Here is a 24,828-nt window from a genome sequence, read left to right as displayed (position 1 = left end):
GCTCGAGCGCTTCCACGTGCCCGCGTACAGGAAGATCTTCTACGAGGAGCTGCCGGCTGCGATGGAGCAGCTGCTCACCGATCGCTCGCCGGAGACGCTCGCGCGCGCGTCCGTGACCTACAACATGATCGTGGAGGGCGTCCTCGCCGAGACGGGCTACCACAGCTACCACGAGTCGCTTGCCGCCAACGGCCTGATGCCCGGCCTGTGCGCGGCGCTCGTGGACGTCAAGCGCGACGAGTCGCGCCACATCGCGTACGGCGTCTACCTCCTCTCGCGCCTCCTGGCCGAGCACGGCGACGCCGTGTGGGAGACGATCGAATCGCGGCTGAACGAGCTGCTGCAGCCCGCGCTGGGAATCGTGGCCGAGGTCTTCGCCGCGTACGACGTGCCGCCGTTCGGGTTGCGGATGGAGGAGTTCACCGACTTCGCGCTGTCGCAGTTCTCCAGGCGCGTGGCGCGGCTGGAGAAGGCGCGGACGCAGACGGTGGCGGAAGTCGCCGCGGGCGCTCTGGAGACCGAGGAGGCGGCGTGAAGCGGCGCGACCTGCTGCGGCTGCCGGTGAACGCCGCGCTCGAGGGCGTGGCCCCCGCGCTGGAGCGCGGGATGCGCCCGCCGCCCGGCTCCGCGCCGGGGACGCTGGAGTCGATGCCGGGGGCCACGGCACCGCGGGTGAGCGTGTTCGGCTTCGGGCCGCACGAGATCACCGAGTTCGACGCCAACGACCTTCCCGGGCTGGCGCGGATGCGCGGCCGCTACCCGGTGATGTGGGTGAACGTCGACGGCGTGGACCACGCCGGGACGGTGCAGGCCATCGGCGACGCCTTCGGGCTGCACCGGCTGGCGCTGGAAGACGTGATGCACGTCAAGCAGCGCCCCAAGGTGGAGCCGTACGAGGGGCACCTCTTCATCGTGGTGAAGATGGCCCGGCGCGTGCCCGCGCTGGAGCTGGAGCAGGTGGGGCTGTTCCTGGGCGCGGACTTCGTCGTCACCTTCCAGGAGCACCCGGGCGACGTGTTCGACGAGGTGCGCGGCCGGCTGCGGGCCGGGCACCAGAAGATCCGTTCCTGCGGCGCCGACTACATGGCGTACTCGCTGCTCGACGCGATCATCGACAACTACTTCCCCGTGGTGGAGGAGTACGTCGACGAGCTCGAGGCGCTGGAGGACGACATCGTGTCGCGCCCCAGCCACGCCTGCATCCACCGCCTGCACGACATCAAGCGCGAGCTGATGGCGCTGCGGCGGGCGATCTGGCCGATGCGCGAGGCGCTGGGCGTGCTGCTGCGCGACCCGTGCGACCTGGTGAAGGACGAGACGCTGGTGTACCTGCGCGACTGCCAGGACCACTGCTTCCAGATCGTGGACCTGGTGGAGAACTTCCGCGAAGTGGCGGGCTCGCTGACCGACCTGTACATCAGCACGGTGGGCAACCGGACCAACGAGATCATGAAGGTGCTCACCATCTTCGCGGCCATCTTCATCCCCCTGAGCTTCATCACCGGGGTGTACGGGATGAACCTGGCGCACCCGGAGCGCGCGCCGCACCCGTTCTACTGGACGTGGTCGTTCGCCTCGATGGTGATGGGGATGATCGCGCTGGGCCTGCTCTACTTCTTCTACCGCCGCGGCTGGATCGGCAGCCGGGGATGAGAAAGGCGAGAAGCATCGCGGCCCGGCATCCTTCGATCGGAGCACATTAATGATCATCCAGCAGATGCTGATCTCGGCCGACAGCACCCCGCTCCTCCAGCAGCAGGCGGAGTGGCCGGCACAGGTCCAGGCGTGGATGAGTGTCATCGCGGCGCTGATTGCCCTCGGCGGATTCCTGGCGGTGTGGTTCCAGATCAAGCAGCTGAAGGAGGCCGTCCAGGCCGAGACACATGGCCGTATCTACGAGCACGCGCTCGAGGTGCAGCGGGTGTTTCTCGAATACCCCGAGTTCCGCCGGTTCTTCTACGATCGCGTCAGTCTCGATGGTGGAGGAATCAGGAGCGGCAGCCTGGAGCACGCCCGGCTGCTCGCGTTCGCGGAGCTCGTGGCCGACTACCTCGAACACATCTCGCTCCAGTGCGAGCACGTTCCCGAGGACGTCCAGGAGGCGTGGAAGAACTACCGCGACCACCTGATCGCGAACAGCCCGCTTCTCTGCAGCTTCCTGAAGGAGAACCGGCGCAACTATTCCCGCGAGTTCGTCGCTCTCTGCCCGATCGACGCCGCTACCGGTCCGAGATGAACGATTCGCCGGCGGTTGTGATGGAGCTCGCCACGCTCGGCGACGAGGACGTGCTGGCGGAGCTGATGCGCGAGTTCTATGCGCACGAGGGGATCGACTACCAGCGGGCGCGGGCGCGCGATGCGTTCCGCACGCTGGTGGCCGATCCCGCGCTCGGGCGCGTCTGGCTCTTCCGCGTCGGCGCCGACGTCGTCGGCTACACGGTGGTGACGGTGTGCTTCTCGCTGGAGTTCGCGGGGCGGTACGCGCTGGTCGACGAACTGTACGTGCGCGAGGGGTGGCGCGGCCGCGGCATCGGCGCGCGGGCGATCGAGCTGGTGGCCGAGGCGTCCCGCGAGCTGGGCGTCGCCGCCGTGCGGCTGGAGGTGGACGTGGAGAACGCGCGGGCGATGGCGCTCTACCAGCGCCTGGGCTTCGAGCTCCAGGACCGCTACATGATGAGCCGGTGGCTGACAGGGTGATTGGCGCCATGCCGTTCCCGTTGTATCTTTCGTCTACCCTCTTTCGTAGTCTGACGATGAGCACTCCGGCTTGGGAGGAATGGAATGCGATCGACAAGACTGTTCGTCACCCACGCCAATCGCCTGCTGTCGAGTACCGGCTTCACGGTCGTCGCGCTCGCCCTGTTCGTGAATGCCTGCGCAATCACCGTCCAGGTCGGCGCGTCGCGGCTGCTCGCCGCCCTGAACCCGCGTCCCGCCTGGATCGCCACGGCCGCCCAGAACGTGGTCACGATCATGATCCTCTTGGGCGTGAGCGTCTTCGCCGCGCTCGAAGGTCCGAAGCTGGCCGAGACTGCCAGAAAGAAACGGAAGCAGGCAATCCGCCTCCAGAACCCCGCGTTCTTCAGCGAGGTCGATACGATCGTCGACCGGGTGCTGGACGCGCGGAGATGAGCGCCCTGATCCGCCAGCCGGACTACGAGGTCTTTCCGCCAGCGCAGCGATTGCTGAACGAGTTCGTCAACGACTTCAGCGAGGAGCTCCTCCTCGAGGCGCAGAACGTGGCGAAGCGGGAGAGCGCCGGCGTCGTGACGGAGAAACACGTCCGGGTGGCGCACGACCGTGTGCTCCTCAGCCGGCGGGCCAGGACCAGCCGCGAGCTGGCGAAGCTCTTCGGTGCCACCTTCTTCGGAGCCTCTCCGGGCGGATTCGCCACCGCGTTGGGCGCGGGAGACCAGCTCCAGGTCGTGTCCTACACGTTCCTGGGAATTGTCGGCCTCGTGCTGATCTTCTGGGGATTCCTCGATGGGTGAGGTCCGGCTCGAGGGAACCGGGCTCCCCTGCGTGCGGGTGCCGCCGCCGGGGCCGGAGTCGCGGCGGTTGGCGGGGGAGCTGGCGCGCTGGGAATCGCCCAACGTCACCTACCTGGCCGACGACTTCCCCGTCTTCTGGGCCGAGGCCAGGGGCGCCAACGTCCGCGACGTCGACGGCAATGTCTACGTCGACCTGACCGGCGCCTTCGCCGTGGCCGGGCCCGGGCACGCGCACCCGCGCATCGTGGCCGCCGTGCAGGCGCAGGCGGCGAAGCTGATGCACGGCATGGGCGACGTGCATCCCCCCGCCATCAAGGTCGACCTCCTCCGCGCGCTCGCCGAGGTGGCGCCGGGGGAATTGAACCGCGCCGTGCTCGCCAGCTCCGGCGCGGAAGCCGTCGAGGCCGCCCTGAAGACGGCCGCGATCGCGACGGGGAAGCCGCGCGTGCTGGCCTTCCACGGTGGATACCACGGCCTGACCTACGGCGCGCTGGCCGCCAGCGGCCGCGAGGACTTCCGCGCGCCGTTCGCCTCGCAGCTCCCCCGCACCGCCGTCTTCGCGCCGTATCCGTACGCCTACCGCTCTCCGTTCGGCGGCGGCGCGGACGAGGTGGTCGAGGCGGCGCTGCGCTGGATCGAGTACCTGCTCGACACACCGGGGACCGCGACGGAGGGGATCGGCGCCATCCTCGTGGAGCCGGTACAGGGCCGCGGCGGCGACGTGGTGCCGCCGGACGGCTTCCTTCCCGGCCTGCGCCGCATCTGCAACGAACGCGGGCTGCTCCTCATCTGCGACGAGATCTACACCGGCTTCGGGCGGACGGGGCGCTGGTTCGCGTGCGAGCACTGGGGCGTTACGCCCGACATCCTCTGCGTGGGCAAGGGGATGACGGGGGGGATGCCGTTCGCCGCGTGCATCGGCACCGACGCGGTGATGGAGGCGTGGCCGAAGTCCACCGGCGAGGCGATCCACACCTCGACCTTCCTCGGCCACCCGCTCGGCTGCGCGGCCGCGCTCGCCTCCATCGCCGTGCTGCGCGACGAGCGGCTGGTGGAGCGCTCGGCGGAGCTCGGCGCGCGCATCAGGCGGCGGCTGGAGGAGATGACGGCCGATCACCCCCGCGTCGGCGAGGTGCGGGGATTGGGGATGATGATCGGGATCGAGCTCGTCCGCGATCGCGCGAGCCGCGAGCCCGCCCCGGAGCTCGCCGGCCGCGTGGTGGTCGAGACGCTGCGGCGCGGCGTGCTGACGCTGGGCGGCGGGATCCACGGCAACGTCATCTCCCTGTCCCCGCCCTTCGTCCTCACCGACGAGCAGGCCGACGCCGCCCTCGCGACCCTCGCATCCGTGCTGGACGAACTATGATAAAGGAATGGTCTCACGCAGCGCAGAGTCAGCAGGGTAAGCAGTTGAACTGCAGTTCTCTGCTGACCCTGCTGACTCTGCGTGAGACCCTTTCTTCTTCGATCAACACAGAAGGGCCCGCCTCCAGCGCGCTGGAGCGGGCCCCTTGATTCTCTCCTGATCGACGTTCGGCGCTTACTGCCGCCGCGCCGCCGCCTGCTGGGCGATCTGCAGCAGCCGCCCCTGCAGCTCGCGGCCGCGGGCGAGCAGGCGGTCCGTCTCGGGCTCAACCTGCAGCATCCGCGCGTGCAGCCGCTCCTCGAGCGCGGCCGCGCGCTGGCGGATGGCGGGCTGCTGCATCGCCTGCTGCTGCGCGGCCATGAAGCGCTGCTGGATCGGCACCAGCTCGGCGTTCAGCTGCTGCAGCCGAGCGCGGTCGCCGCGCTGGGCGGCCGTGGCGGCCATGCTCCGCATCCGCTCGACCTGCGCCGCCAGCGCGTCCAGCCCGGGGTCGGTGCGCTGCATGGCCGCCTTCACGTCCTGCATCAGCGACTCCTGCGCGCCGCGGAGCTGGGCGTCCTGCATCACGCGGTTGTGCGCGGCCTGCAGGCGGGCCTGGATCTGCTGCAGCTCGGCCATCCACTGCCGCGCCGTGGCCTCGCTCACCGCGCCCGGGGTGGCAGCGCGGGCGTTCACCGGGCGGCTGGTCTGCGCCTGCAGCGCCGCCGGAACCATCAGGGCGGCGGCCAGCGCCGCCGCCCGCGAGAATCGGTGGGTCAAAACGGGTCTCTCTCCCTGGTTCTAAGCCGCCGTGTGGCGAATCAATGACCGGAGGCGCCGCGCCCCGGTGGACGCGGCGCCTGTACAACCCCGCAGTGCCGCCCGTGTTTCATCCCGACGCGTTTCACCCCGACGCGGTCACGCGCCCCCGCCCGAGGTGTCCGGCGGCGCCGGTGGGGGCGGCGATGCGCCTCCCGAGCTCCCGCCGCCCGTCCCCGACGTCGAGCCGCCGTCGCCCCCCGCGTTCCCCACCGGCTCGCCCAGCACCCGCGGCGCGCGGCGCGGGCGAGACGTCGTCTGATCCCGCCGTCCATCCGTCACCGGCTCTCCCGCAAGCGGCGGTGGGGAGATGGGGGTGCGCGTCCGCCCCGTCGTTCCCGTGCGCGAGGTGGAGGGATACGCGCCGCTGCCGACGGCCGCCGCGCCCGGGTCCTCCACGCTGCCGGCCAGCGGGGGAGACGGCGGCGCGCCGGCGGCCTCGCGGCGGCGCTTCTCCTCCAGCTCGGGCCAGTAGATCCCGCGGCGCTCCAGGTCCGTCATCCCCGCCGAGTCCTCGTACGCCCAGGCGCCGCCCTCCGCGTCCGTCCACCCCGTGTCCGACGGGTAGGGGGCGATCGGGTAGCACTGCTGGCGCAGCGGGACGGAGTGGATGAAGTACTCGGTATACGTCTCCCCGCTCCCCGGGCAGGTGCCGTCCATCGCCAGCCCCGTCCGCCGGTCCACCTGCTCGGTGACCACGCCGGGGGGCACCGGCCACTCGCCCGGCATGCGGCGGTGCTGGTAGATGCGGGTCATGATGCGCGCCCACACCGGCGCCGCCAGCGTCCCCCCGCTGGCGTTGGGAACGATGGTCTCCGGCCGGTCGAAGCCGAACCAGACCGAGGCCACCAGGTCCGGCGTGTAGCCCACGAACCAGACGTCCGTCGCGCCGTTGGTGGTCCCCGTCTTCCCCGCCGCGGGGCCGCGGAAGCCCGCGCCGCGCACCGGCGTGGCCGTCCCCCGGTCCACCACGTCGCGCAGCATGGAGGTGAGGACGAAGGCCTCCTCGGGCTGCAGCGCCTGGTGCGCCTCCGTCTCCTCGCGCTGCCAGATGATGGTGCCGTTCTCGTCCTCCACCCGGCGCACCAGGTGCGGCTCGACCAGCGATCCCCCGTTGTCGAACGCGGCGAAGGCGCGCACCAGCTCCAGCGGCCTCACCTCCGCCGCCCCCAGCGCGGTGGAGGGGAGGGAGGAGATGGGCGTGCTGATCCCCAGGTCGCGCGCGGCGCGGATCACGTCCTCCATCCCCACCTCCTGCGCCACCTGCACCGTCACCGTGTTCTTCGACTGCGCCAGCGCGTCGCGCAGCGTCATCGGCCCCGCGTACGTTCCCGTGTAGTTGCGCGGCTGCCAGGTGCGCCCGCCGGTGAGCTGGATCTGCACCGGCTGGTCCTGGTACACCTGGCTGGGGGGGATCCCCCGCTCCAGCGCGGCCAGGTAGACGAACGGCTTGAACGCCGAGCCGGGCTGCCGCACCGCCTGGAAGACGCGGTCGAACTTGCTGTCGTCGTAGTCGCGCCCGCCCACCAGGGCGTGCACCTCGCCGCTCGAGGCGTCCATCACGATGGCCGTGCCCTGCAGGTACGGCGTGTCGCCCTCCTCCGTCGTCGTCCCCCTGGTCTTCGCGTAGGTGTCGTGGCGGAAGGTGCCGAACGCGCCCGACTCGATCGCCCGCGCCTGCCGGGCCACCTCTTCCTCGGCCGCGCGCTGGGCCACGGGGTCGAAGGCGGTGAACACGCGCAGGCCGGCGGTGTTGTCGGCCTCGCCCAGCGCGTCCACCAGCTCGCGGCGCACGCGCTCCACGTACCACGCGTTGGCCACCTGCCCCGTCCGCCCGCCGCGCGAGAGGCGGAGCGGCTCGCGGATGGCGCCCTCGGCCTGCTCCCGGGTGATGAAGCCGGACTTCGCCATCTGCCGCAGCACCAGGTTCCTGCGCGCCAGCGCCGCCTCGCGGTCGGCGCGCGGGTTGATGCGCGACGGCGAGACGGGGAGGCCGCCCAGCACCGCGGCCTCGGCCAGGGTCAGGCGCGTGGCGGGCTTGCCGAAGTACTCGCGCGCGGCCGCGTCCACGCCGTAGGAGCCCTCGCCCAGGTAGATGTGGTTGAGGTAGAGCTCCAGGATCTTGTCCTTGTCGAAGCGCCGCTCGATCTGCCGCGCCACGCGGATCTCCATCAGCTTGCGCCGCATGGAGCGCTCGCGGTACGGCAGCGCGCGGGGGAAGAGGTTGCGGGCCAGCTGCATGGTGATGGTGCTGCCGCCCTCCTCCACGCCGCCGGACTTCACGTTCTTGAACAGCGCGCCCATGAAGCGCTTCCAGTCCACCCCGCCGTGGTCGAAGAAGCGCCGGTCCTCCACGGCCAGGAAGGCCTGGGGGAGGTAGCGCGGGAGCGAGTCGAGCGGAACCACGCGGCGGCTTCCGGCGCCCAGCGTGGCGAAGGGGCGGCCGTTCAGGTCCATCAGCTGCGAGCCCTCTGCGTCGAACTTCTCCAGCTCCGTCACCGGCGCGCATCCGCCGAAGCCGCACGGGGCGAACCAGAGCCAGCCGAAGCCGACTACCGCCAGCGCCGCCACGGCGAGGAGCGCGATCTTGAGCTTGCGTTTCATGTGTGGCTCGTGGGTCAGGGTGCCATCCCCAGGCACAGGGTGCGTCGCCCCGTAGTGCGCGTTCCGTGCCGGAGCGGTGTTGGCGTGTGTAAGGTGTGTAGAGGGAAGTGCTGAGTGCTGAGTGCTGAGTGCTGAGTGCCCAGTGCCCAGTGCCCAGTGCCCAGTGCCCAGTGCCCAGTGCCCAGTGCCTGTGCCCGGATCATTGGTGGTGGGATGGTTGGGGAGACGATGCGACTCAAGTCGCGGCTACAACTACACACAGTCCGCCTTCGCGGACTCAACTCATCGCGGGATCATATTTACGTCGCGCGCACCGCGATCTCGCCCGAGCCGCCGCAGGTAGTCCGCGAAGGCGGACTTCGTGTGGTTGTAGCCGCGACTTCAGTCGCATTGTCCACACCAAAATCTCCCCACCCGCACCAATCTCCGGATGCACCGAGCCCGCATCTCGACGTTCGGGTGATGTCCCAACGCACCGACCCCACGTCTCGACGCTTGGCAGATGCCCCAACGCACCGAGCCCCGCATCTCCGGGATGGAGATGCGGGGCTCGCTCGTATCGTCCGCCGCCGATGCGTCATCCCCCAGCCCGGGGAGACGCCCACCGCTACGGCTTGGGCGCGGCCTGCGGCTTCACGAAGTCCTCGGGGCGCGGCACCTTGGGCTGGCCGGGGAACACCGGCCGCCCGGGCAGCTCCGGCGTGGGGTCGATGAACTGCGGCTCGTCGTTGCGCGGCGCCGGGCAGCTGGGCTCGGGCGCGTACTTCGCCGCGAAGTAGTCGATCACCCCGCCCCACGGGCAGTCCGGCGACAGGATGCGCCCGCCCGCCATCCGCCGCGCCACCACGCTCTCCGGCCGCTTCCACGCCTCCGGCGGCTTGCGCCCGAAGTAGAAGCGCCGCATCACCTTGGCCCAGATCGGCACCGCCAGCACGCCGCCGGTGGCGCCGGGGAGGATGGTCTGCGGGTTGTCCATCCCGATCCACACGCCGGCGAGCAGGTCGGGCGTGAAGCCCACGAACCAGACGTCGGTGTTGTCGTTCGTCGTCCCCGTCTTCCCCGCGGCGGGGATGTCGTAGCTCAGCCCGCCCACGCCCGGGTCACGCGCGGGATAGCCGGTGCCGTGGTCCACCACCTCGCGCATCATGTCCGTCATCAGCCAGGCCACCGCCGGGTCCACCGTCGGCTCCGGGTACTGCGGCGGCTGCCAGAGGAGGCGCCCCTGGTGGTCCTCCACGCGAACGACGTAGCGCGGCGGCACGCGGTATCCCCCGTTCTCGAACGTGGCGTACGCGGCGATCAGGTCCACGGGGTACACCGCCGCCGAGCCGATGTAGACCGAGGGATAGCCGGGGATGCGCGTCTCGATCCCCGCGCGCGCGGCCATGCTCCGCACCGCCTCGATCCCCACCTCGCGCCCCAGGCGGATGGCCACCATGTTCTTGGAGAACTTGAGCCCCGTGCGCATGGAGATGTAGCCGCTGTACCGCCCGTCGTAGTTCTTGGGCGTCCAGTACGTCCCGTCTCCCGTGGGGATGGAGATGGGCTCGTCGGCCACCTCGTACCCCGGGCTGCGGCCGTGCTCCAGCGCCGCGGCGTATACGAACGGCTTGAAGCTGGACCCCGGCTGCCGCAGCGCCTGCGTGGCCCGGTTGAACTGGCTCTGGGTGAAGTCGCGCCCGCCCACGAGCGCGCGGACGACGCCCGTCCCCGGGTCCAGGACGACGACGACGCCCTGCAGGTACGGCGTGAAGGTCACCGGCTCGCCAGGCTTCAGGCGCTGGGTGAAGCGCTCGTAGCTCACGTGCGAGTAGCCGCCGTACTGGCCGTGCTCGATGGCCCGCAGCTGCTGCTCCAGCGCCTGCTCGGCCGTCGTCTGCAGGACGGGGTCGATCCCCGTGTAGATCTTCAGCCCGCCCGTGTACAGCAGCTCGCCGAAGCGCGCCTCCAGCTCGCGGCGCACGGCCTCCACGAAGTACGGCGCGCGGATGGCCCCCTTGGGCGGCGGAAGCACCAGCGGCTCGGCCTTGGCGCGCGCCGCCTGCTCGGCGGTGATCACCCCCATCTCGGCCATGCGGTCGAGCACGCGGTCGCGGCGGCGCTGGGCGCGGTCGGGGTGCTCGCGCGGGTTGTAGGCGCTGGGCGCCTGCGGCAGCCCGGCGATGGTCGCGGCCTCGGTGATGGAGAGCTGCGACGCCGGCTTGTTGAAGTAGGTGCGCGCCGCCGCCTCGACGCCGTAGGCGCCGGCGCCCAGGTAGATGTGGTTGATGTACAGCTCGAGGATGCGCTGCTTGCTCAGCGAGCGCTCCATCTCCAGCGCCAGCTTGACCTCGGCCAGCTTGCGGCGCACGCTCTTTTCGTTGGGCGGCAGCTGCTGGGGGAACATGTTGCGGGCCAGCTGCATGGTGATGGTGCTGCCGCCCGTGCTGCCGAAGCCGCCGATCACGTTGTCGCGGATGGCGCCCAGCACGCGCACCGGGTCCACGCCCTCGTGCTTGAAGAAGCGCTGGTCCTCGATGGCCACGAAGGCCATGGGCACGTAGCGCGGCAGCGTGCGGATGTTCACCAGCGTGCGCCGCTCGCGGTAGAACGAGCCCAGCAGCCCGCCGCGCGCGTCCAGCACCTGGCTGGCCTGCCGCGGCGCGAAGTCCTGCACCTGCTCGGCCGTGGGGCAGGTGCCCGAGCAGGCGCGCGTCCACGCCGCGGCGGCCGCGCCGGTGGTGCAGCTGGCCAGGCTCACCAGGCCCAGGCCGATCACGATCTTGCGCTCGCCGCGGTCGGCCCACGCCTCCTTCAGCCGCGCCCACGCGCGCTCGGCGCGGCCGCGCCACAGCTCCGTATCGAACCGCTTCCAGGTGACCGCCATCGATCTTCCCGTAGCTCCTGTTTGCGTTGAAGCGTATATAGATACACCCCGGGCGCCCGCGGTGCCACGTCCGCGGGTCCAATCCCCCGTCCCCACCACGCGGGAGGTCGCATGCGAACGGTCACCTACGGCGCGGCGTGCAGCCTGGACCACTACCTCGCGCGCAGCGACGGCGCGGTCGACTGGCTGCACTGGAGCAAGGAGGCCGGCGACATCATGGGCGCCTACTGGAAGACCGTCGACACCATCCTGATGGGGCGGAAGACGTACGAGGTGTCGATGGCGAACGCGCCGGCGGGCGGAGGAGGCGGGGGGATGAAGGGCTACGTCTTCTCCCGCACGATGACCGAGCCGCCCGCCGGGGGGATGGAGCTGGTGACGGGCGACGCCGCCGAGTTCGTGCGCGACCTCAAGTCGCGGCCCGGCAAGGGGATCTGCGTCATGGGCGGCGGCGACTTCGCCCGCACGCTGTTCGAGGCCGACCTGATCGACGAGGTGGGCGCCAACGTGCACCCGGTGCTGCTCGGCTCGGGGATCCCCCTCTTCCAGCCCTTCGGCCGCCAGCTCGACCTGGAGCTGGTCGAGAACCGCACCCTCCCCGGCGGCTGCGCCTACCTGCTGTACCGGGTAAAGCGGTGAGACCTCGCCCGCGCTGAGTTCTCCCCTCGCCCCTGCGAAGCGGGGGAGAGAGGGGGCCACCCGCGGCCGCGCGGATCTCTCCCGATCGGCAGGATTTCGACCCGGGCGTTGGATGATCGGCTTTCCATCAGGGGGGATTTCGTGGAGCGCTACGACCTGGCGGTGATCGGGGGCGGGACGGCGGGGCTGGTGTCGGCGGCGGTCTCCGCGGGGATCGGCGCGCGGACGGCGCTGGTCGAGCAGCACCGGCTCGGCGGCGAGTGCCTGTGGACCGGCTGCGTGCCCTCCAAGGCCCTCATCCGCTCCGCCTCCGTGCTCCACACCCTCCGCCGCGCCGCGGACTTCGGCATCGACGTGGAGAGCGGCCGCGCCGACTTCGCGGCGGTGATGGAACGCGTGCAGGCCATCATCCACCGCATCGAGCCGCACGACTCGCCCGAGCGCTTCCGCGGCATGGGCGTGGACGTGATCGAGGGCCGCGCGCGTTTCGTCTCCCCCGAAGAGGTCACCGTCGCCGGCCGCCGCATCCGCTCCAAGCGCTGGATCATCGCCACGGGATCGCGCACCGCGGTGCCACCCATCCCCGGGCTCGCGGACGCGGGCTACCAGACACACGAGACGCTGTGGGAGCTGCGCGCCCTCCCCGAATCGCTCCTCGTCCTCGGCGCGGGGCCGATCGGGATCGAGATGGCGCAGGCCTTCGCCCGCCTGGGCTCGCGCGTGACGGTGATCGACATGGCGCCCCGCGTGCTGGAGCGCGAGGACCCCGAGATCTCCGCCGTGCTCCATCGCCAGCTCGAGCGCGAGGGGATCGCCCTCCGCCTCTCCGCGACGGCGACATCGGTGCGGGTGGAGGACGGGATGAAGGTCGCGGCGATCCGCACCTCCACCGGGGAGATGGAGGTGCGCGCGGCGGAGATCCTGGTGGCCACCGGGCGCCGCGCGAACGTGGAGGAGATGGGGCTCGATGCGCTCGGCGTAGAGCTCGCGGAGAACGGGATAGCGGTCGACGGCGCGCTGCGCACCTCCACCTCCAACGCCTGGGCCGCGGGGGACGTCGTCGGCCCCTACCGCTTCACCCACGTGGCCGACTACCAGGCCCGCATCGCCGCGCCGAACGCGCTCTTCCCCATCCGCCGCAAGGTGGACTACCGCGTCGTGCCGTGGTGCACCTACACCGAACCCGAGGTTGCGCGCGTGGGGCTCACCGAGGACGAGGCGCGTGCCGAGTGGGGTGAGAAGGCGGGCGTCTTCCGCTACGACCACGACTCGCTCGACCGCGCGCTCTGCGACGGCGAGCCGGAGGGACTGACCAAGCTCGTGCTCGATCCGAAGGGGCGCATCGTCGGCGCGCACGTCGTCGGCCCACGCGCGGGAGAGACCATCCACGAGGCCGTCCTGGCCGTCCGTCATCGCCTGAAACTGTCCGACCTGTCCGGGATGATCCACGTCTATCCCACCTACCCCGAGTCCCTCCGCCGCACCGCCGACGCCTACCTGCGCGCGAAATACTCCGGCGGCCTCGCCCGCCGCGTCGCCGACCTCGCCGTCCGCTGGCTGGTGTGATGACGCCCTGTATCGCACGGGCGGGTGAACCCGCGGCTGGAACATTGGGAAGCCTGCTGCGCAGGCTGCGGCTCGGGCTACCGTGCGGAGTGGACGGCTCTCCGCGCCGTCCTCACGTCTGGATGCAGTTGAAGCCTCGCGCAGTTTGCGAGGCTTTCCAATGTTCCAGCCGCGGCTTCAGCCGCGCGTGAGCGACACTTGCACGCCGAACCTTCCCCAATCCTCTGTTGTTTAAATCTAAACCATTGCAGGAACGCTATTTGCGATAGGATCTGGCAACCGTCATGGAGACGGCGACAACCCAGGAGGAATCGCAAAATGGACCGCAACGACAGCAACCCCGGCATGGTGGAGCGTGAGATGGACGAGACGCCGATGGAAGGCCGCCCGGTGGAGCGCGAGGGCCTCGGCGGCGGCTCGGGGATGGACCGCGACCACCTGCAGCGCGGCGGCTCCGTGGAGCGCGAGGGGATGCAGGGTGGCGGATCGGACCGCGACAGCATGCAGGGCGACTCCGTCGAGCGCGAAGGCATGCAGGGCGGGGGGATGGACCGCGACAGCATGCGCGGCAGCGAGCTGGATCGCGACGGCATGGGCGGGATGGAAGGCAGCGGCGTGCGCCACCGCATGGGGAGCGACGACATGCTCGGCTCCTCGCGCGACGCCTCGGGCGGGGCGATGGAAGGCGTCTCGTCGTCGGACCGCGAGATCATGCGCGGCGGCGAGTCGGAGCCCAGCGACCTGAGCACGCCGTCGGACCGCCTCGGTGTCGGGAACACGAACGTGAACGACACCGAGATGCGCGCCAGCGGCCGCGAGGGCGGCTACGGCTTCGACCGCCCGGCCGACCTGGAGGTGAGCCGCGACACGATGGAGGGCTCGTCGCGCGACACCAGCCAGGGCACCGACCGCGAGCAGCGCCTCGACGGCGACCAGCGCGGCGGCACCACCCCGCAGCGCGACTGGTAGTCTCCTCCCAGCGCGCGCGACGAAGCCCCGGCCGGGTTCGCCCGGCCGGGGCTTCACTCGTCTCACCCGGAATCCGGGAATTGGGTTGATGAACCCGGACCCGATCCCACACGACGTCATCCTGAGGCTGAGGCCGGCCAGACCGTAATCAGCGTCCGCGCAAGCGTTTGCAGGCCGAAGGATCTATCATCGCGTCAGCACGAGGATTCGGTCGGACGCACCAATCCTTTACCGGACCTGGCATCCACTGAATTGTCGCGGCGGCCGAGGAAGCCATGGCATGCGTCCGAGCGACAGGCCGCCTGTGGCTCGGGAGCCGGCCACAGATTCCACAGGCGCCCGCGACTACGGCATGGAGGACAGGGCGGCGCAGCGCCTTTCGGAATGACATTCTGTCTCCAATGCACAGTTGATTCGGTATGACAGACGCAGTCGAGGGATCGCATCCCGAAAATCTTGACATCGCGTCGCGGATTCAGCATGAGTTGAGCGCTCAACCAACCATCCTGCTCACCTTGGCTCTCGTGATTATCCGCATTATCGCCCCCGGGCGCTGAGCGATGCAGCCGCAGCCCGACACGCGCGAGCGGCTGCTGGACGCGGCCATGCGGCTGTTCTGGGAGAAGGGTTACAACTCCACCAGCATCGCCGACGTGCTGCAGGCCGCGAAGGCCAACGCGGGGAGCCTGTACCACTTCTTTCCAACCAAGCAGGACCTCCTGGTCGCGGTCCTCGCCCGCTACCGCGACGGCATCTACCCGATGCTGCTGGAGCCGGTGTGGGCGGGGGTGGACGACCCGGTGGAGCGCGTGTTCGCCCTGCTGGCGCGCTACCGCCGGATGCTGGAGGACACCGACTGCTTCTATGGCTGCCCCATCGGCAGCCTTGCGCTGGAGCTGCACGAGCCCGATCCGCCCGTGCGCGAGCTGCTGGCGGCCAACTTCGCCAACTGGACGGCGGCCGTCGAGACGTGCCTGGCCGACCCGCGCAGCGGCATCCCGGCGGACGCGGACGCCCACGGGCTCGCGCAGTTCGTCCTGACCACGATGGAAGGCGCGGTGATGCAGGCGCGCACCCACCGCACGCTGGAGCCGTACGACGCGTGCGTGGCGCACCTGCGCCGCTACCTGAGCACCCTGCAGGCGTCCGCCCCGGCCGCCTGACCGCACCACCCCCACCCGGAGAGGCGTCCCCATGAACCAGCGTGCCCTCATGCAGGCCACCATCATCGGCACCGTGCTGCAGCTGGCGATGGTGCTCATCGGCCACAAATCGCCCGCCGTGGCGCAGATGTTCGCGGTCGGGGGGATGGCGATCTCGCTCATCGCCGGCGCGATCTACGCGTGGATGGCGCGGCCGTCGGTGGGCGGCGGCGCGGCGGGCGGGGCGGTGGCGGGCGGCGTGTGCGCGCTGATCGGCATCGTCGTCTCGTTCGCGCTGGGCGACGTGACGGCGATGATCCTGGCCGTCGGCACGCTCAGCTCGGCGGTGACGGGCGCGATCGGCGGGGCCATCGGCGCGCTCCTCTTCCGCCGCCCGGCGACGGCTTCGTCGTGACCGATCGCAAGCATCGCCACGGCCGCGGCCGGCCCCCTCCCCCCGGCCCCCTCCCCCGCTTCGCAGGGGCGGGGGAGAACTAATCCCGGCGGAGATTTCACCGTTCAAAGCCGAGGCTGTGCCCGCGCTGAGTTCTCCCCTCCCCTGCGCAGCGGGGGAGGGGACGGGGGAGGGGGCCAGCCGGGCGGGCAGGATGCTCGCCGACTTGCACGAATGCTCGGTCCGCAACAAAACGCCCCCGCCGGCATCCCGGCGGGGGCGTCTCGCATTCGGTCGCGCGAAGTCTCGTCTCAGAGCCCCAGCATGCGGTCCACGCGGGCCTCGAGCGAGGGCTTGGTGGCGCCGGAGATCGCGCTTTCCAGCAGGTCCACCAGCTCGCCACCGAAGTCGTGCGGCATGCGGCGGATCACCCGCACCAGGGGCGCGAACGCCAGCAGCACGGTGCGCTCGCGGTCGCCGCCATCCCCGCCGTCGCCGTCGCGCCAGCCGTCGTAGTTGGCGCTGGCCTTCCACGGCTCCTCCTCCTCTTCCTCCTCCATCTCCTCGGGCACCATCCCGTCGGGGAGCGAGTGCACGGGAATGGAGATCCCCACCATCGCCTTCACCTCGCCCGACGGGTCCTCGGGCTCCTCGGCCAGCAGGCCCAGCTGCACCGGCTCGCGCAGCGTCTGGCGCAGCAGGTTCAGCGTCTCGAACGGGAGCATGGCGCGGAACGAGGGGCGCGGGTTGCCGGCCACGTAGAAGGCCATCGCCACCAGCTCGGTCTCGGTGGGAAGGAGCCCTTCGGCGTCCACCTCGCGCATCTCGAGCTCGACGGGCTCTTCGCGGATGTAGACGTGCATGAGCGTGGATCTCCAGAAAAGGGAACGACTTGGATCGGGTTGCCCGAACGGCGTCCGGCTCGCTTCACCCTCTTACACCCGGCGGCGCGGAGGTTCCACGGGTGGCCCCGTGTGAGCGGCACGGGGCGCGGGAATTGCCGCCCGGCGGGGGTCTGGTATCTTGACGGGCTCGCCTCCGCCGGTTCACCGCACCGGCCGGGCGCCGCCGATCCGAATCTAGCCGCCGCGCGCCCGGAACGCACGAACTTTCGTGCGCACGGCCGCTTACCCGTGCCCCGGCCCCATGCTCCCCGTCGTCCACCCGCACCCCAAAGCCGGCCGCCTGGAGCGGGCGCTGCGCGAGCGCGTGAAGGGCGAGGTGCGCTTCGACGCGCACTCGCGCCTCCTCTACAGCACCGACGCCTCGCTCTACCAGTTCCTTCCCGTGGGCGTGGTGGTCCCCAGAGACGCGGGCGACGTGGAGGCGGCGGTGCGGCTGGCGGCCGAGCACGGCGTGCCCGTCCTTCCCCGCGGCGGGGGGACGGCGCTGGCCGGGCAGACGGTGGGCACCGCGCTGGTGCTGGACTTCACCAAGTACATGAACCGCGTCCTCTCCGTCGACCCCGACGGGCGGCGGGCGAAGGTGCAACCCGGGCTGCGGCTCGACCGCTTCAACCGCGCGCTGGCGCCATACGGGCTGCAGTTCGGGCCCGATCCGGCGACGATTCGCCAGTGCGCGCTGGGCGGGATGATCGGCAACAACTCGTGCGGCGCCCGCTCCCTCGTCTACGGCAAGACGGGAGACCACGTCCACTCGCTCGACTGCGTGCTGGCGGACGGGAGATGCGCCCACTTCGCGGCCATGCGGCGCGACGCGCTGGCCGGCGCCCCCGGCGCGGAGGGCCAGCTGGCGCGCGCGGTGATGGCGCTGCTCGAGCCGCACCGCGCGGAGATCGAGCGGCGCTTCCCGAAGATCCCCCGCCGCGTCTCGGGCTACAACTTCGACGCGATGCTGGAGGACGAGGAGCTGAACCTCGCCCGGCTGATCGTCGGCTCGGAGGGAACGCTAGCGACGGTGGTCGAGGCGGAGCTGGGGCTCGTCCCCATCCCCCCGGCGCGCGCGCTGGTCCTCCTCTCCTTCCGCGAGCGCTTCACCTCGTTCGACGCCGTCCCCGCCATCCTCCCCGAGCGCGGGCTGTCGGCGCTGGAGATCGTGGACTCGCGAGTCCTGCAGGGCGCGCGCGAGATCTTCGAGTTCCGTCCCACCGCGGCGATGGCGGCGCCCGACGCGCTGGGCGTGCTCTTCTGCGAGTTCACCGGCGAGTCGGCCGACGAGGTGCGCGGGCTGGCGGAAGACTTCGCCGCGCGGGCGCCGCATCTCCCCGGATCGCCCGCGGCCGCCGCGTACCTCACCGACCGCGAGCAGACGGCCGCGTGGTCGCTGCGGCAGGCGGCCACGGGGCTCCTCTATCTCACGACCCCTTCGAAGGACATCAAGCCGCAGGAGTTCGTCGAGGACACCGGCTGCCCGCCCGAGAAGCTGGGCGAGTACACGCGCCGCTTCGAGGAGATCGTGCAGCGGCACGGGACCACGACGGGGTTCTTCGGCCACGCCGGCCAGGGGTGCCTGCACATCCGCGTCGATCTCAACCTCAAGCGCGGCGACGACCGCGAGCGGATGCAGCGCATCGCGCACGACATCGCCGAGCTGGTGGTGGACTTCGGGGGATCGCTGAGCGGCGAGCACGGCGACGGGCTCTCGCGCAGCGAGTTCCTGCCGATGATGTTCGGGCCCGAGATCATCGAGTTGCACCGCCAGGTGAAGGCCGTCTTCGACCCCGAGGGGCGGATGAACCCCGGCGGCAAGATCGCCCCGCCCTACCAGCGGATGAGCGACAACCTCCGCTTCGGCGCCGACTATGCCATCACCCCGCCGGAGACCTTCTTCCGCTACGCGGAGGGGGGATGGGACGTGGCGGTGGAGAAGTGCAACGGGATGGCCGTCTGCCGGAAGCTGGACGCGGGGACGATGTGCCCGAGCTACATGGTGACGCAGGAGGAGATGCACAGCACCCGCGGCCGCGCCAACTCGCTGCGCGAGGCCATGCGCGGCGCGCTGCCGGGGATGCGCAGCGGCGAGGTGCTGGAGGCGCTGGACCTCTGCCTGGCCTGCAAGGCGTGCAAGACGGAGTGCCCGGTCGGGGTCGACATGGCGCGCTACAAGGCCGAGTTCCTGGCGCAGCACCACCGCGCGCACGGCACGCCGCCGTCGGCGCACTTCTTCGGCCGCGTGCACGATTTCGCGCGCCTGGGGGGGCGGATGCCGGGGATCGCCAACCTCGGCCAGCGGCTCTTCGGCGGGGCGATGAAGGCCGTGGCGGGGATGGACCTTCGGCGCGAGATGCCGGCCCTGGCTCGCGAGCCCTTCCGCCGCGCCTTCACCCGCCGCCCGCGCTCGGCCGTCGGCGCGCGCGCGACGGTGATCCTGTTCGACGACACCTTCCACAACTACTTCCAGCCCGGCCCGCTGCACGCGGCCGCGAAGGTGATCGAGCAGGCGGGATACGAGGTGCGTCTTCCCCGACGGCAGGTGTGCTGCGGCCGCGCGGCGGTGAGCAAGGGACTGCTGGAGCACGCACGCGACCTGCAGCGCGAGCTGCTGGAGACGCTGCTCCCCGAAGCGGAGCGCGGCTCGTGGATCGTCGGCGTGGAGCCCAGCTGCATTCTCACCCTCCGCGACGAGCTGCCGGACCTGGTCGGCGACACGCGCGCGGCGAAGCTGGCGACGGCGGCAGTGACGTTCGAGGAGTTTCTCGCCGCGATCCGCGATTGGCGTCCTGGACGGCTGGAGCGCCGGGCCGTCGTCCACGGCCACTGCCACCAGAAGGCGCTGGTCGGGATGGGCCCGACGACGGAGGTGCTGTCGCGCGTCGAGGGGCTGGAGTTCAGCGTGCTGGACTCGGGGTGCTGCGGGATGGCGGGGTCGTTCGGCTACGAGAAGGGCCACTACGACGTGTCGAAGGCCTGCGGCGAGCGCGTCCTCTTCCCCGCCGTGCGCCAGGCGGCCGCGGACGATCTCGTGGTGGCCCCCGGCTTCAGCTGCCGCCACCAGATCGCCGACTTCTGCGGCGGCCGCAAGGCGCTGCACACGGCGGAGCTTCTGGCGCTGGCGGAGTGAGCGCGGTGGTGACCGCCTCGTAAAGCTCGTCCATCCCGGCCATCTCATCCATCGTCCCGAAGGTCGTGAATTATCATGATTTCCAGGAGGCTTCGATGAGCGACGAAACCGGCCGGGCGAACGACGCGGACGAGGTGGTGACGCCGGGCGGGCCGCGCCCGAGCGGGCAGGTGCACGCCGTGGGTGCGGGCGAGGCGGTGTACGGCCGCGGTGGCGACGCGGCCGAGGCCGCCGACGCGCAGGTGAAGGTGCTGACCCCGGGCGGGTTCCGCGCCCGCTCGCTGGTGCACCGGGTGGACGAGGGACAGACGCTCGTCGCCGACGACGGGCGCCGCATGCTCATGCTCGACCGCAGCGGCAACGCCATGGCCGCGGTGGAGGCGCCCGCCGTCGATCCCCTGGAGGTGCCGGCGCTCGGAAGCGGCTGGATCGCCTACACGTACTGGAACAACGGCACGGGGCAGCCGCTGACCTCGTTCCGGACCACGTGGGAGGTGCCGCCCGCGCCGTCGGTCGCGTCCGGGCAGACGATCTTCCTGTTCAACGGGATCCAGAACTACGGCGCGAACTACGGGATCCTGCAGCCGGTGCTGCAGTGGGGTCCGTCGGGGGCCGGCGGCGGGCCGTACTGGTCGGTCGCCAGCTGGTACGTCACGTCGGGCGGGCAGGCGTTCCACACCAACCTGGTGCGGGTGAATCCCGGCGATACCCTGGTGGGCGTGATGACGCTGACGGCGCAACAGGGCCGCGCCTTCTCCTACGTGTCCCTCTTCGAGGGAATCGCGGGCACGACCCTGCCGGTCGCCAACATCGCGGAGCTGCTGTGGTGCAACGAAACGCTGGAGGCGTACAGCATCTCCAACTGCGCGAACTACCCGAACACCGCCTCCACCGCGCTGCGCCGGATCGAGCTGCGGACCTCGGGCGGGACGCCGCCGCTGCTGTGGACGCCGGTGAACGCCGTCACCGATTGCGGGCAGCACGCGGTCGTGGTGAGCAACTCGCCCTCCGGCGGCGAGGTGGACCTCTTCTACCGGTAAGGACATTCCACGGGGATTCGCACGCGGGCCGGCGACCGCGGCGGCGGTTCCGATGAGCCGCCCGCGCTCGGCCCGCGTCACCGTCTCCAGCATCGTCCTTGCGGCGCTGTTCGCGTTCGCGGGGACGATGCACTTCGTCATCCCGGCGGCGTACGAGCGGATCATGCCGCCGTACATCCCATTTCCGCGGGAGATGGTGCTGCTGAGCGGGGCGTGCGAGATCGCGGGCGGCATCGGCCTGCTCGTGCCGCGCGTGCGTCGCTGGGCGGGGATCGGATTGATCGCGCTGCTGCTGGCCGTCTGGCCCGCGAACCTGCAGATGCTGCTGAACGCGCGGGCGGCGGACGCGCCCGGATGGTGGCAGGCGCTCTTGCTTCTCCGCCTTCCGCTGCAGATTGTGCTGATGTGGTGGGTGTGGCGCGCCTCCCATCCCCGCGACGCGGTCGAGGATCGAGCACCGTCGCCCCGGGCCGCGCCGAGATGAAGTCCGCGAAGGCGGACTGCGTGTGGTTGTAGCCGCGAGTTCACTCGCATCGTCGCGATCACGTCTTTCGCGATTACGTCTGTCGCGATCACGGCTTCGCGACTTTATCAACCCGTCGGAATGTTTCCCGGCTGACGCCAGATGCCTGAGATCGGTGCGTCCCTGATCAACCCCGAGGCGGGGAGCCATCCCGTCGCCAGCGACCCGCGCGAGGTGGCGGCGTCGGTGGCGGCTGGCGAGCGCGCGTGGCGCGAGTTCCCGTACTACGAGGCGCGCTACGGCGACCGCGGTCGGCTGTTCGGGCACAGCGACAGCGCGTGGCTGTCGCTCATCGCCGCGCGCGAGCAGCCGCAAGTGAACGCCGAGGTGCGCTGGCTGGGCGAGCTGCTGTCGAGCCGTGGGATGCCGCAGTGGCTGCTGGAGCGCCACCTGGAGTTCCTCCACGAGGAGCTCGCCGCCGCCGTTCCCGAGAAGGCCGAGCAGTACGCGCGCCTTCTCCGCGCCAGCGAGATGCTGCGCGACCAGCGCCGCGCGAAGATCCGCGAGACGGACTTCCTCTCCCTTTCCGAGGACTTCGAGGGCACCTCCGGCGACACCATCCGGCAGATCCCCGAGATGGGCCGGCTGCTGGTGTCCGCCGTGGCCGACGAAGCGGCGGGAATCGGGCAGGCGGTGGCGAAGCTCGAATCCTGGGCCACGGATCCCGCCCGCTTTCCGCCCGAGTGGATCGACGCCGTGCGCGGCACCATCGCCGACGCGCGCGCCCGGGTGATGGCGTTGTAGCCCGCCGCTTGTAGAATCCCCCTTCCCCGATTCTCCAGTAGCCCCACGACCTCCGCGACCCTTCCGGTGGCAGGACCGGGCCGTCGCCGCATCGGGGTGATGCGCGAGGGCCCGTGACGTGCTATTGTACTCGCCCACTCCGTCTATTTGAGAGCCAAAGCGGACACGAGCACGACTCGACCTTCCACCCTTCATCACGGCCGGGTCACCATGGAACGCACACGCTTCGTCGAGCACAAGGGCAAGCGCATCCTGACGCTGGACTACACCGGCCTGGGCACCGACATGGACGAGCTCAGGGACGAGATGCTGAAGAGCAAGGCGGTGATCGCGGCCGAGCCACCGGCGTCGCTGCTGATCATGACCGACGTGCGCGGCGCGCGCATCACCCCCGGCTCCGTGAAGCTGATGCAGGAGCTGGTGAAGCACAACGTGCCCTACGTGAGGTGGGGCGCGGTGGTGGTGGGGCTCTCGAGCGTGTACCTGACGGCGTTCCGGGCCACGCAGGCGCTCTCCCGCCGCAAGAACCTGAAGTCGTTCAACGACACCGGCGAAGCACAGGACTGGCTCGTCGCGCAGCCGTAGGACGGGATCCGGATCATCCGCCGGGGATTCGGGTCATCGACCGGATTCCAAGGGGCGGATAAATCCGCGGCAACAACCACACGAAGTCCGCCTTCGCGGACTCCCGGCTTCGGCGCGGGCGAGATTTCGGCGCGCGCGACAGAGTTCGGCCGACGAGGCCTGCCGAGCTCGTTCGCGTGCACCGATGCCGCGGCCGCACGATCGGCTGTAGTCCGCGAAGGCGGACTTCGTGTGGTTGTTGCAGCGAATTCATTCGCCTCCACCGGCACCCGACCTGTCCCGCCGCGTCCAACGTTTGCGCGGCGGCTGGCGCGGCTCCTGCATTGGCGGAACGCTCGGGACGGAGCGGCAAACCGTTGCGCGGGAGAGCGATATGGCAAGCCTGGGACGGAAGCTGATGTGGGCGGTGATCGGCGGGGCGGTGACGAAGACGGCGCGCAGCATGACGCGCAACGCGCTGCACACGCGCGGCGGCGCGCCGCGGCTGCCGCACCCGGTCCGCCGCAGCCGCAACATGGAGACGGCGCTGCTGCTGGCCCTGGGCACCGGCGTGGTCCTGGCGCTCGGCGACGTGCTTTCCGAGCAGACGAAGACCGCGGCGCGCGTCCGCCCGCCGAAGCCGGCGTACTGACCGAAAAACAGAAGGGTTCACGCAGAGTCAGCAGAGTCAGCAGTTACAAGCAGCTTTACCAACTGCTGACTCTGCTAACCCTGCGTGAGATCAAAAAGAAAGGCGGCGCCCGCACCTGAACCTGGTACGGGCGCCGTCTCCATCTCCCCCGATCGTGATTACTTCACCGTGATGGGAACGAAGGCCTCGGTGGTCTCCCATTGCAGTCGGAGGACGGCGCCGGTCCCGGCCGGCTCGAGCCTGATGGTGAACGCCTCCACGGGCTCGGAGAGCGTGCGCGTCTGCATGTCGATGCGCGCGAGGTCCTGCTCCTGCTTGTACTCCGTGCCCCACTGGCCCGTCTCGCGGTTCACGATCAGCTTCCACCCGCTCTCCGCCGGCAGCGTCCACAGGGTGTATTTTCCCGCGGGGACGCTCACGCTACCGATCAGCAGGTCGCGCGTGGTGGTGAAGCCGGTGGCCGCGTTCGCGCCGGTGCGCCACACCTCGCCCCACGGCACCACGCTGCCGAAGATGGTGCGCCCGCGCCGGAACGGCCGCCCGTAGTCGATCGACAGGTGCGCGCCGCCCACGTCCGCCACCGCCGAGTCGCGCGGGCTCAGCGGCCCCATCCCCTGGCGGGCGGCGTCGCGGCGCGCGAACTCGGCCGCGTAGGCGTCCACGTCCACGTCGGGAACGCGGTGGACCAGGAACTTCTGCGTGCTCTCCATCCCGTTCAGCCCCAGCAGCCGCCCGCGCGCGTCGGTGGCCACGTGCTGCACGCCGGCGAGGTTGGCCAGCCGCATCGAGTCCTCGCCCACCGCGGAGACCGTCATCTCGTAGCTCTGGTTGGAGCCGATGGGCACCAGCCGCAGCGTGAGCGTGTCGCGGCGCAGCGCGCGGGCGTGCATCATCGCCTGCTCGTAGAACACGTGCGAGTAGCCCACCAGCGGTACCGGGCGGCTGGCGCCCACGCGGAAGGCGAACACGCTGTCGCCGCGCTGCACGCGGGTGATGGCGCTGTCGAGCGTGAAGTCGGTGGCGGCGACGGTGGGCGGCTGCGTGGTCCCGGGCACGGTGGAGGTCATCTCCACGCGGCGCACGCTGCCGTCGGGGTTCAGCATCGCCGTGTAGGTGCGGACCACGGTGCGCGGCGAGCGCGACACCATCTCGCCGGTGATGCGGTCGCCGGCGCGCGTGTACTTCTCGACCGCCAGCGTGTCGCTGCCGATGGTGACCACGAACGCCGCCGTCTCGCCCTGCGCTTCCTGCGCGGCCGCCGGCGCGGCGAGGCAGGCGGCGAAGGCTGCGGCCGCGAAGGGACGGATCATCGAGCTCATCGGGTGGGCGCTCCGCTCGGTTCGATCTGGTTACAGGAGATTGGGGATGAACAAAGTCGTGACGCGTCTTCATCCACACAAGCTCCATGCAGCGAAGCGCGGGCCGGGGAACGCCCCCCCCGCCCGCGCCT

Annotated in this window: 23 protein-coding genes; 18 read left to right on the top strand and 5 right to left on the bottom strand. The window is 70.8% G+C overall.

Annotated features, from left to right (window positions below; translation table 11 throughout):
* From VF092_30595 to VF092_30565, 7 genes are all read left to right on the top strand, one after another.
* On the top strand, window positions 1-535 hold a 535-nt coding region (locus VF092_30595), incomplete at its 5' end, for a hypothetical protein (GenBank protein HEX6751682.1).
* On the top strand, window positions 532-1,653 hold the full coding sequence (gene corA / locus VF092_30590; GenBank protein ID HEX6751681.1) for a magnesium/cobalt transporter CorA: 1,122 nt from the start codon (window positions 532-534) through the stop codon (window positions 1,651-1,653). The genes VF092_30595 and corA, both read left to right, overlap by 4 nt.
* A 49-nt stretch (window positions 1,654-1,702) precedes the next feature.
* On the top strand, window positions 1,703-2,236 hold the full coding sequence (locus tag VF092_30585) for a hypothetical protein (GenBank protein ID HEX6751680.1): 534 nt from the start codon (window positions 1,703-1,705) through the stop codon (window positions 2,234-2,236).
* A complete protein-coding gene (locus VF092_30580) occupies window positions 2,233-2,697 on the top strand; it encodes a GNAT family N-acetyltransferase (protein HEX6751679.1) in 465 nt (154 codons plus the stop codon). The genes VF092_30585 and VF092_30580 overlap by 4 nt, the downstream gene beginning before the upstream one ends.
* A gap of 84 nt (window positions 2,698-2,781) precedes the next feature.
* The gene (locus VF092_30575; protein HEX6751678.1) at window positions 2,782-3,132 is read left to right on the top strand and encodes a hypothetical protein; all 351 of its coding nucleotides are present in this window, start codon (window positions 2,782-2,784) and stop codon (window positions 3,130-3,132) included.
* Window positions 3,129-3,491, top strand: a complete 363-nt coding sequence (locus tag VF092_30570) for a hypothetical protein (protein ID HEX6751677.1) — start codon at window positions 3,129-3,131, stop codon at window positions 3,489-3,491. Before VF092_30575 ends, VF092_30570 begins: the two co-directional genes overlap by 4 nt.
* Window positions 3,484-4,857 carry an aspartate aminotransferase family protein gene (locus tag VF092_30565; GenBank protein HEX6751676.1) on the top strand — a complete coding sequence of 458 codons (1,374 nt, stop codon included), beginning with the start codon at window positions 3,484-3,486 and terminating at the stop codon, window positions 4,855-4,857. The genes VF092_30570 and VF092_30565 overlap by 8 nt, the downstream gene beginning before the upstream one ends.
* Window positions 4,858-5,031: 174 nt before the next feature.
* Here VF092_30565 and VF092_30560 read toward each other — a convergent pair whose 3' ends face one another.
* The 3 genes from VF092_30560 to VF092_30550 all read right to left on the bottom strand — a co-directional run bounded on the left by VF092_30560 (window position 5,032) and on the right by VF092_30550 (window position 11,125).
* Window positions 5,032-5,616, bottom strand: coding sequence for a hypothetical protein (locus VF092_30560; protein HEX6751675.1), 585 nt, complete (start codon window positions 5,614-5,616; stop codon window positions 5,032-5,034).
* Between the two features lie 138 nt (window positions 5,617-5,754).
* Window positions 5,755-8,259 (bottom strand): PBP1A family penicillin-binding protein, encoded by a 2,505-nt coding sequence (locus VF092_30555; protein ID HEX6751674.1) that lies wholly within the window; start codon window positions 8,257-8,259, stop codon window positions 5,755-5,757.
* A 607-nt stretch (window positions 8,260-8,866) separates the two neighbouring features.
* Window positions 8,867-11,125, bottom strand: a complete 2,259-nt coding sequence (locus tag VF092_30550; protein HEX6751673.1) for a PBP1A family penicillin-binding protein — start codon at window positions 11,123-11,125, stop codon at window positions 8,867-8,869.
* A 111-nt stretch (window positions 11,126-11,236) separates the two neighbouring features.
* On the opposite strand from VF092_30550, the gene VF092_30545 reads away from it, so the two are divergent.
* From VF092_30545 to VF092_30525, 5 genes are all read left to right on the top strand, one after another.
* Window positions 11,237-11,764 carry a dihydrofolate reductase family protein gene (locus VF092_30545; GenBank protein ID HEX6751672.1) on the top strand — a complete coding sequence of 176 codons (528 nt, stop codon included), beginning with the start codon at window positions 11,237-11,239 and terminating at the stop codon, window positions 11,762-11,764.
* Between the two features lie 141 nt (window positions 11,765-11,905).
* Window positions 11,906-13,330 carry a mercuric reductase gene (locus tag VF092_30540; GenBank protein HEX6751671.1) on the top strand — a complete coding sequence of 475 codons (1,425 nt, stop codon included), beginning with the start codon at window positions 11,906-11,908 and terminating at the stop codon, window positions 13,328-13,330.
* 318 nt (window positions 13,331-13,648) lie between these two features.
* Entirely contained in the window at window positions 13,649-14,299 is a 651-nt protein-coding gene (locus VF092_30535) for a hypothetical protein (GenBank protein ID HEX6751670.1), read from the top strand.
* A 560-nt stretch (window positions 14,300-14,859) separates the two neighbouring features.
* The gene (locus tag VF092_30530) at window positions 14,860-15,462 is read left to right on the top strand and encodes a TetR/AcrR family transcriptional regulator (protein ID HEX6751669.1); all 603 of its coding nucleotides are present in this window, start codon (window positions 14,860-14,862) and stop codon (window positions 15,460-15,462) included.
* A 31-nt stretch (window positions 15,463-15,493) separates the two neighbouring features.
* A complete protein-coding gene (locus tag VF092_30525; GenBank protein HEX6751668.1) occupies window positions 15,494-15,856 on the top strand; it encodes a hypothetical protein in 363 nt (120 codons plus the stop codon).
* Between the two features lie 290 nt (window positions 15,857-16,146).
* Here the strand turns inward: VF092_30525 and VF092_30520 are convergent, their stop codons facing one another.
* Window positions 16,147-16,698 (bottom strand): hypothetical protein, encoded by a 552-nt coding sequence (locus VF092_30520; GenBank protein HEX6751667.1) that lies wholly within the window; start codon window positions 16,696-16,698, stop codon window positions 16,147-16,149.
* 250 nt (window positions 16,699-16,948) lie between these two features.
* On the opposite strand from VF092_30520, the gene VF092_30515 reads away from it, so the two are divergent.
* From VF092_30515 to VF092_30490, 6 genes are all read left to right on the top strand, one after another.
* The gene (locus VF092_30515; protein HEX6751666.1) at window positions 16,949-19,855 is read left to right on the top strand and encodes an FAD-binding and (Fe-S)-binding domain-containing protein; all 2,907 of its coding nucleotides are present in this window, start codon (window positions 16,949-16,951) and stop codon (window positions 19,853-19,855) included.
* Window positions 19,856-19,950: 95 nt separating this feature from the next.
* On the top strand, window positions 19,951-20,895 hold the full coding sequence (locus tag VF092_30510) for a hypothetical protein (GenBank protein HEX6751665.1): 945 nt from the start codon (window positions 19,951-19,953) through the stop codon (window positions 20,893-20,895).
* 52 nt (window positions 20,896-20,947) lie between these two features.
* On the top strand, window positions 20,948-21,379 hold the full coding sequence (locus VF092_30505; GenBank protein ID HEX6751664.1) for a DoxX family protein: 432 nt from the start codon (window positions 20,948-20,950) through the stop codon (window positions 21,377-21,379).
* Between the two features lie 141 nt (window positions 21,380-21,520).
* A complete protein-coding gene (locus tag VF092_30500; protein ID HEX6751663.1) occupies window positions 21,521-22,162 on the top strand; it encodes a hypothetical protein in 642 nt (213 codons plus the stop codon).
* A 210-nt stretch (window positions 22,163-22,372) separates the two neighbouring features.
* The gene (locus VF092_30495; protein ID HEX6751662.1) at window positions 22,373-22,747 is read left to right on the top strand and encodes a hypothetical protein; all 375 of its coding nucleotides are present in this window, start codon (window positions 22,373-22,375) and stop codon (window positions 22,745-22,747) included.
* A 373-nt stretch (window positions 22,748-23,120) separates the two neighbouring features.
* The gene (locus tag VF092_30490) at window positions 23,121-23,378 is read left to right on the top strand and encodes a hypothetical protein (protein HEX6751661.1); all 258 of its coding nucleotides are present in this window, start codon (window positions 23,121-23,123) and stop codon (window positions 23,376-23,378) included.
* A gap of 158 nt (window positions 23,379-23,536) precedes the next feature.
* On the opposite strand, the gene VF092_30485 is transcribed toward VF092_30490, so the two are convergent.
* Entirely contained in the window at window positions 23,537-24,697 is a 1,161-nt protein-coding gene (locus tag VF092_30485) for a DUF2911 domain-containing protein (GenBank protein ID HEX6751660.1), read from the bottom strand.
* Between the last annotated feature and the right edge of the window lie 131 nt (window positions 24,698-24,828).

The sequence above is a fragment of the Longimicrobium sp. genome, assembly GCA_036377595.1.
In the GTDB taxonomy this organism is placed as follows: Bacteria; Gemmatimonadota; Gemmatimonadetes; order Longimicrobiales; family Longimicrobiaceae; genus Longimicrobium.
This window is presented reverse-complemented; position numbering and strand designations above follow the sequence as displayed.

Bases quoted from the DNA above. Each gene is read 5' to 3' on its own strand.
- VF092_30565 (HEX6751676.1), top strand. From the start codon at position 3,484: ATGGGTGAGGTCCGGCTCGAGGGAACCGGGCTCCCCTGCGTGCGGGTG.
- VF092_30500 (HEX6751663.1), top strand. From the start codon at position 21,521: ATGCCTGAGATCGGTGCGTCCCTGATCAACCCCGAGGCGGGGAGCCAT.
- VF092_30495 (HEX6751662.1), top strand. From the start codon at position 22,373: ATGGAACGCACACGCTTCGTCGAGCACAAGGGCAAGCGCATCCTGACG.
- VF092_30490 (HEX6751661.1), top strand. From the start codon at position 23,121: ATGGCAAGCCTGGGACGGAAGCTGATGTGGGCGGTGATCGGCGGGGCG.
- VF092_30520 (HEX6751667.1), bottom strand. From the start codon at position 16,698: ATGCACGTCTACATCCGCGAAGAGCCCGTCGAGCTCGAGATGCGCGAG.
- VF092_30525 (HEX6751668.1), top strand. From the start codon at position 15,494: ATGAACCAGCGTGCCCTCATGCAGGCCACCATCATCGGCACCGTGCTG.
- VF092_30535 (HEX6751670.1), top strand. From the start codon at position 13,649: ATGGACCGCAACGACAGCAACCCCGGCATGGTGGAGCGTGAGATGGAC.
- VF092_30580 (HEX6751679.1), top strand. From the start codon at position 2,233: ATGAACGATTCGCCGGCGGTTGTGATGGAGCTCGCCACGCTCGGCGAC.
- VF092_30545 (HEX6751672.1), top strand. From the start codon at position 11,237: ATGCGAACGGTCACCTACGGCGCGGCGTGCAGCCTGGACCACTACCTC.
- VF092_30485 (HEX6751660.1), bottom strand. From the start codon at position 24,697: ATGAGCTCGATGATCCGTCCCTTCGCGGCCGCAGCCTTCGCCGCCTGC.
- VF092_30550 (HEX6751673.1), bottom strand. From the start codon at position 11,125: ATGGCGGTCACCTGGAAGCGGTTCGATACGGAGCTGTGGCGCGGCCGC.
- VF092_30585 (HEX6751680.1), top strand. From the start codon at position 1,703: ATGATCATCCAGCAGATGCTGATCTCGGCCGACAGCACCCCGCTCCTC.
- VF092_30510 (HEX6751665.1), top strand. From the start codon at position 19,951: ATGAGCGACGAAACCGGCCGGGCGAACGACGCGGACGAGGTGGTGACG.
- VF092_30505 (HEX6751664.1), top strand. From the start codon at position 20,948: ATGAGCCGCCCGCGCTCGGCCCGCGTCACCGTCTCCAGCATCGTCCTT.
- VF092_30575 (HEX6751678.1), top strand. From the start codon at position 2,782: ATGCGATCGACAAGACTGTTCGTCACCCACGCCAATCGCCTGCTGTCG.
- VF092_30570 (HEX6751677.1), top strand. From the start codon at position 3,129: ATGAGCGCCCTGATCCGCCAGCCGGACTACGAGGTCTTTCCGCCAGCG.
- VF092_30555 (HEX6751674.1), bottom strand. From the start codon at position 8,259: ATGAAACGCAAGCTCAAGATCGCGCTCCTCGCCGTGGCGGCGCTGGCG.
- VF092_30530 (HEX6751669.1), top strand. From the start codon at position 14,860: ATGCAGCCGCAGCCCGACACGCGCGAGCGGCTGCTGGACGCGGCCATG.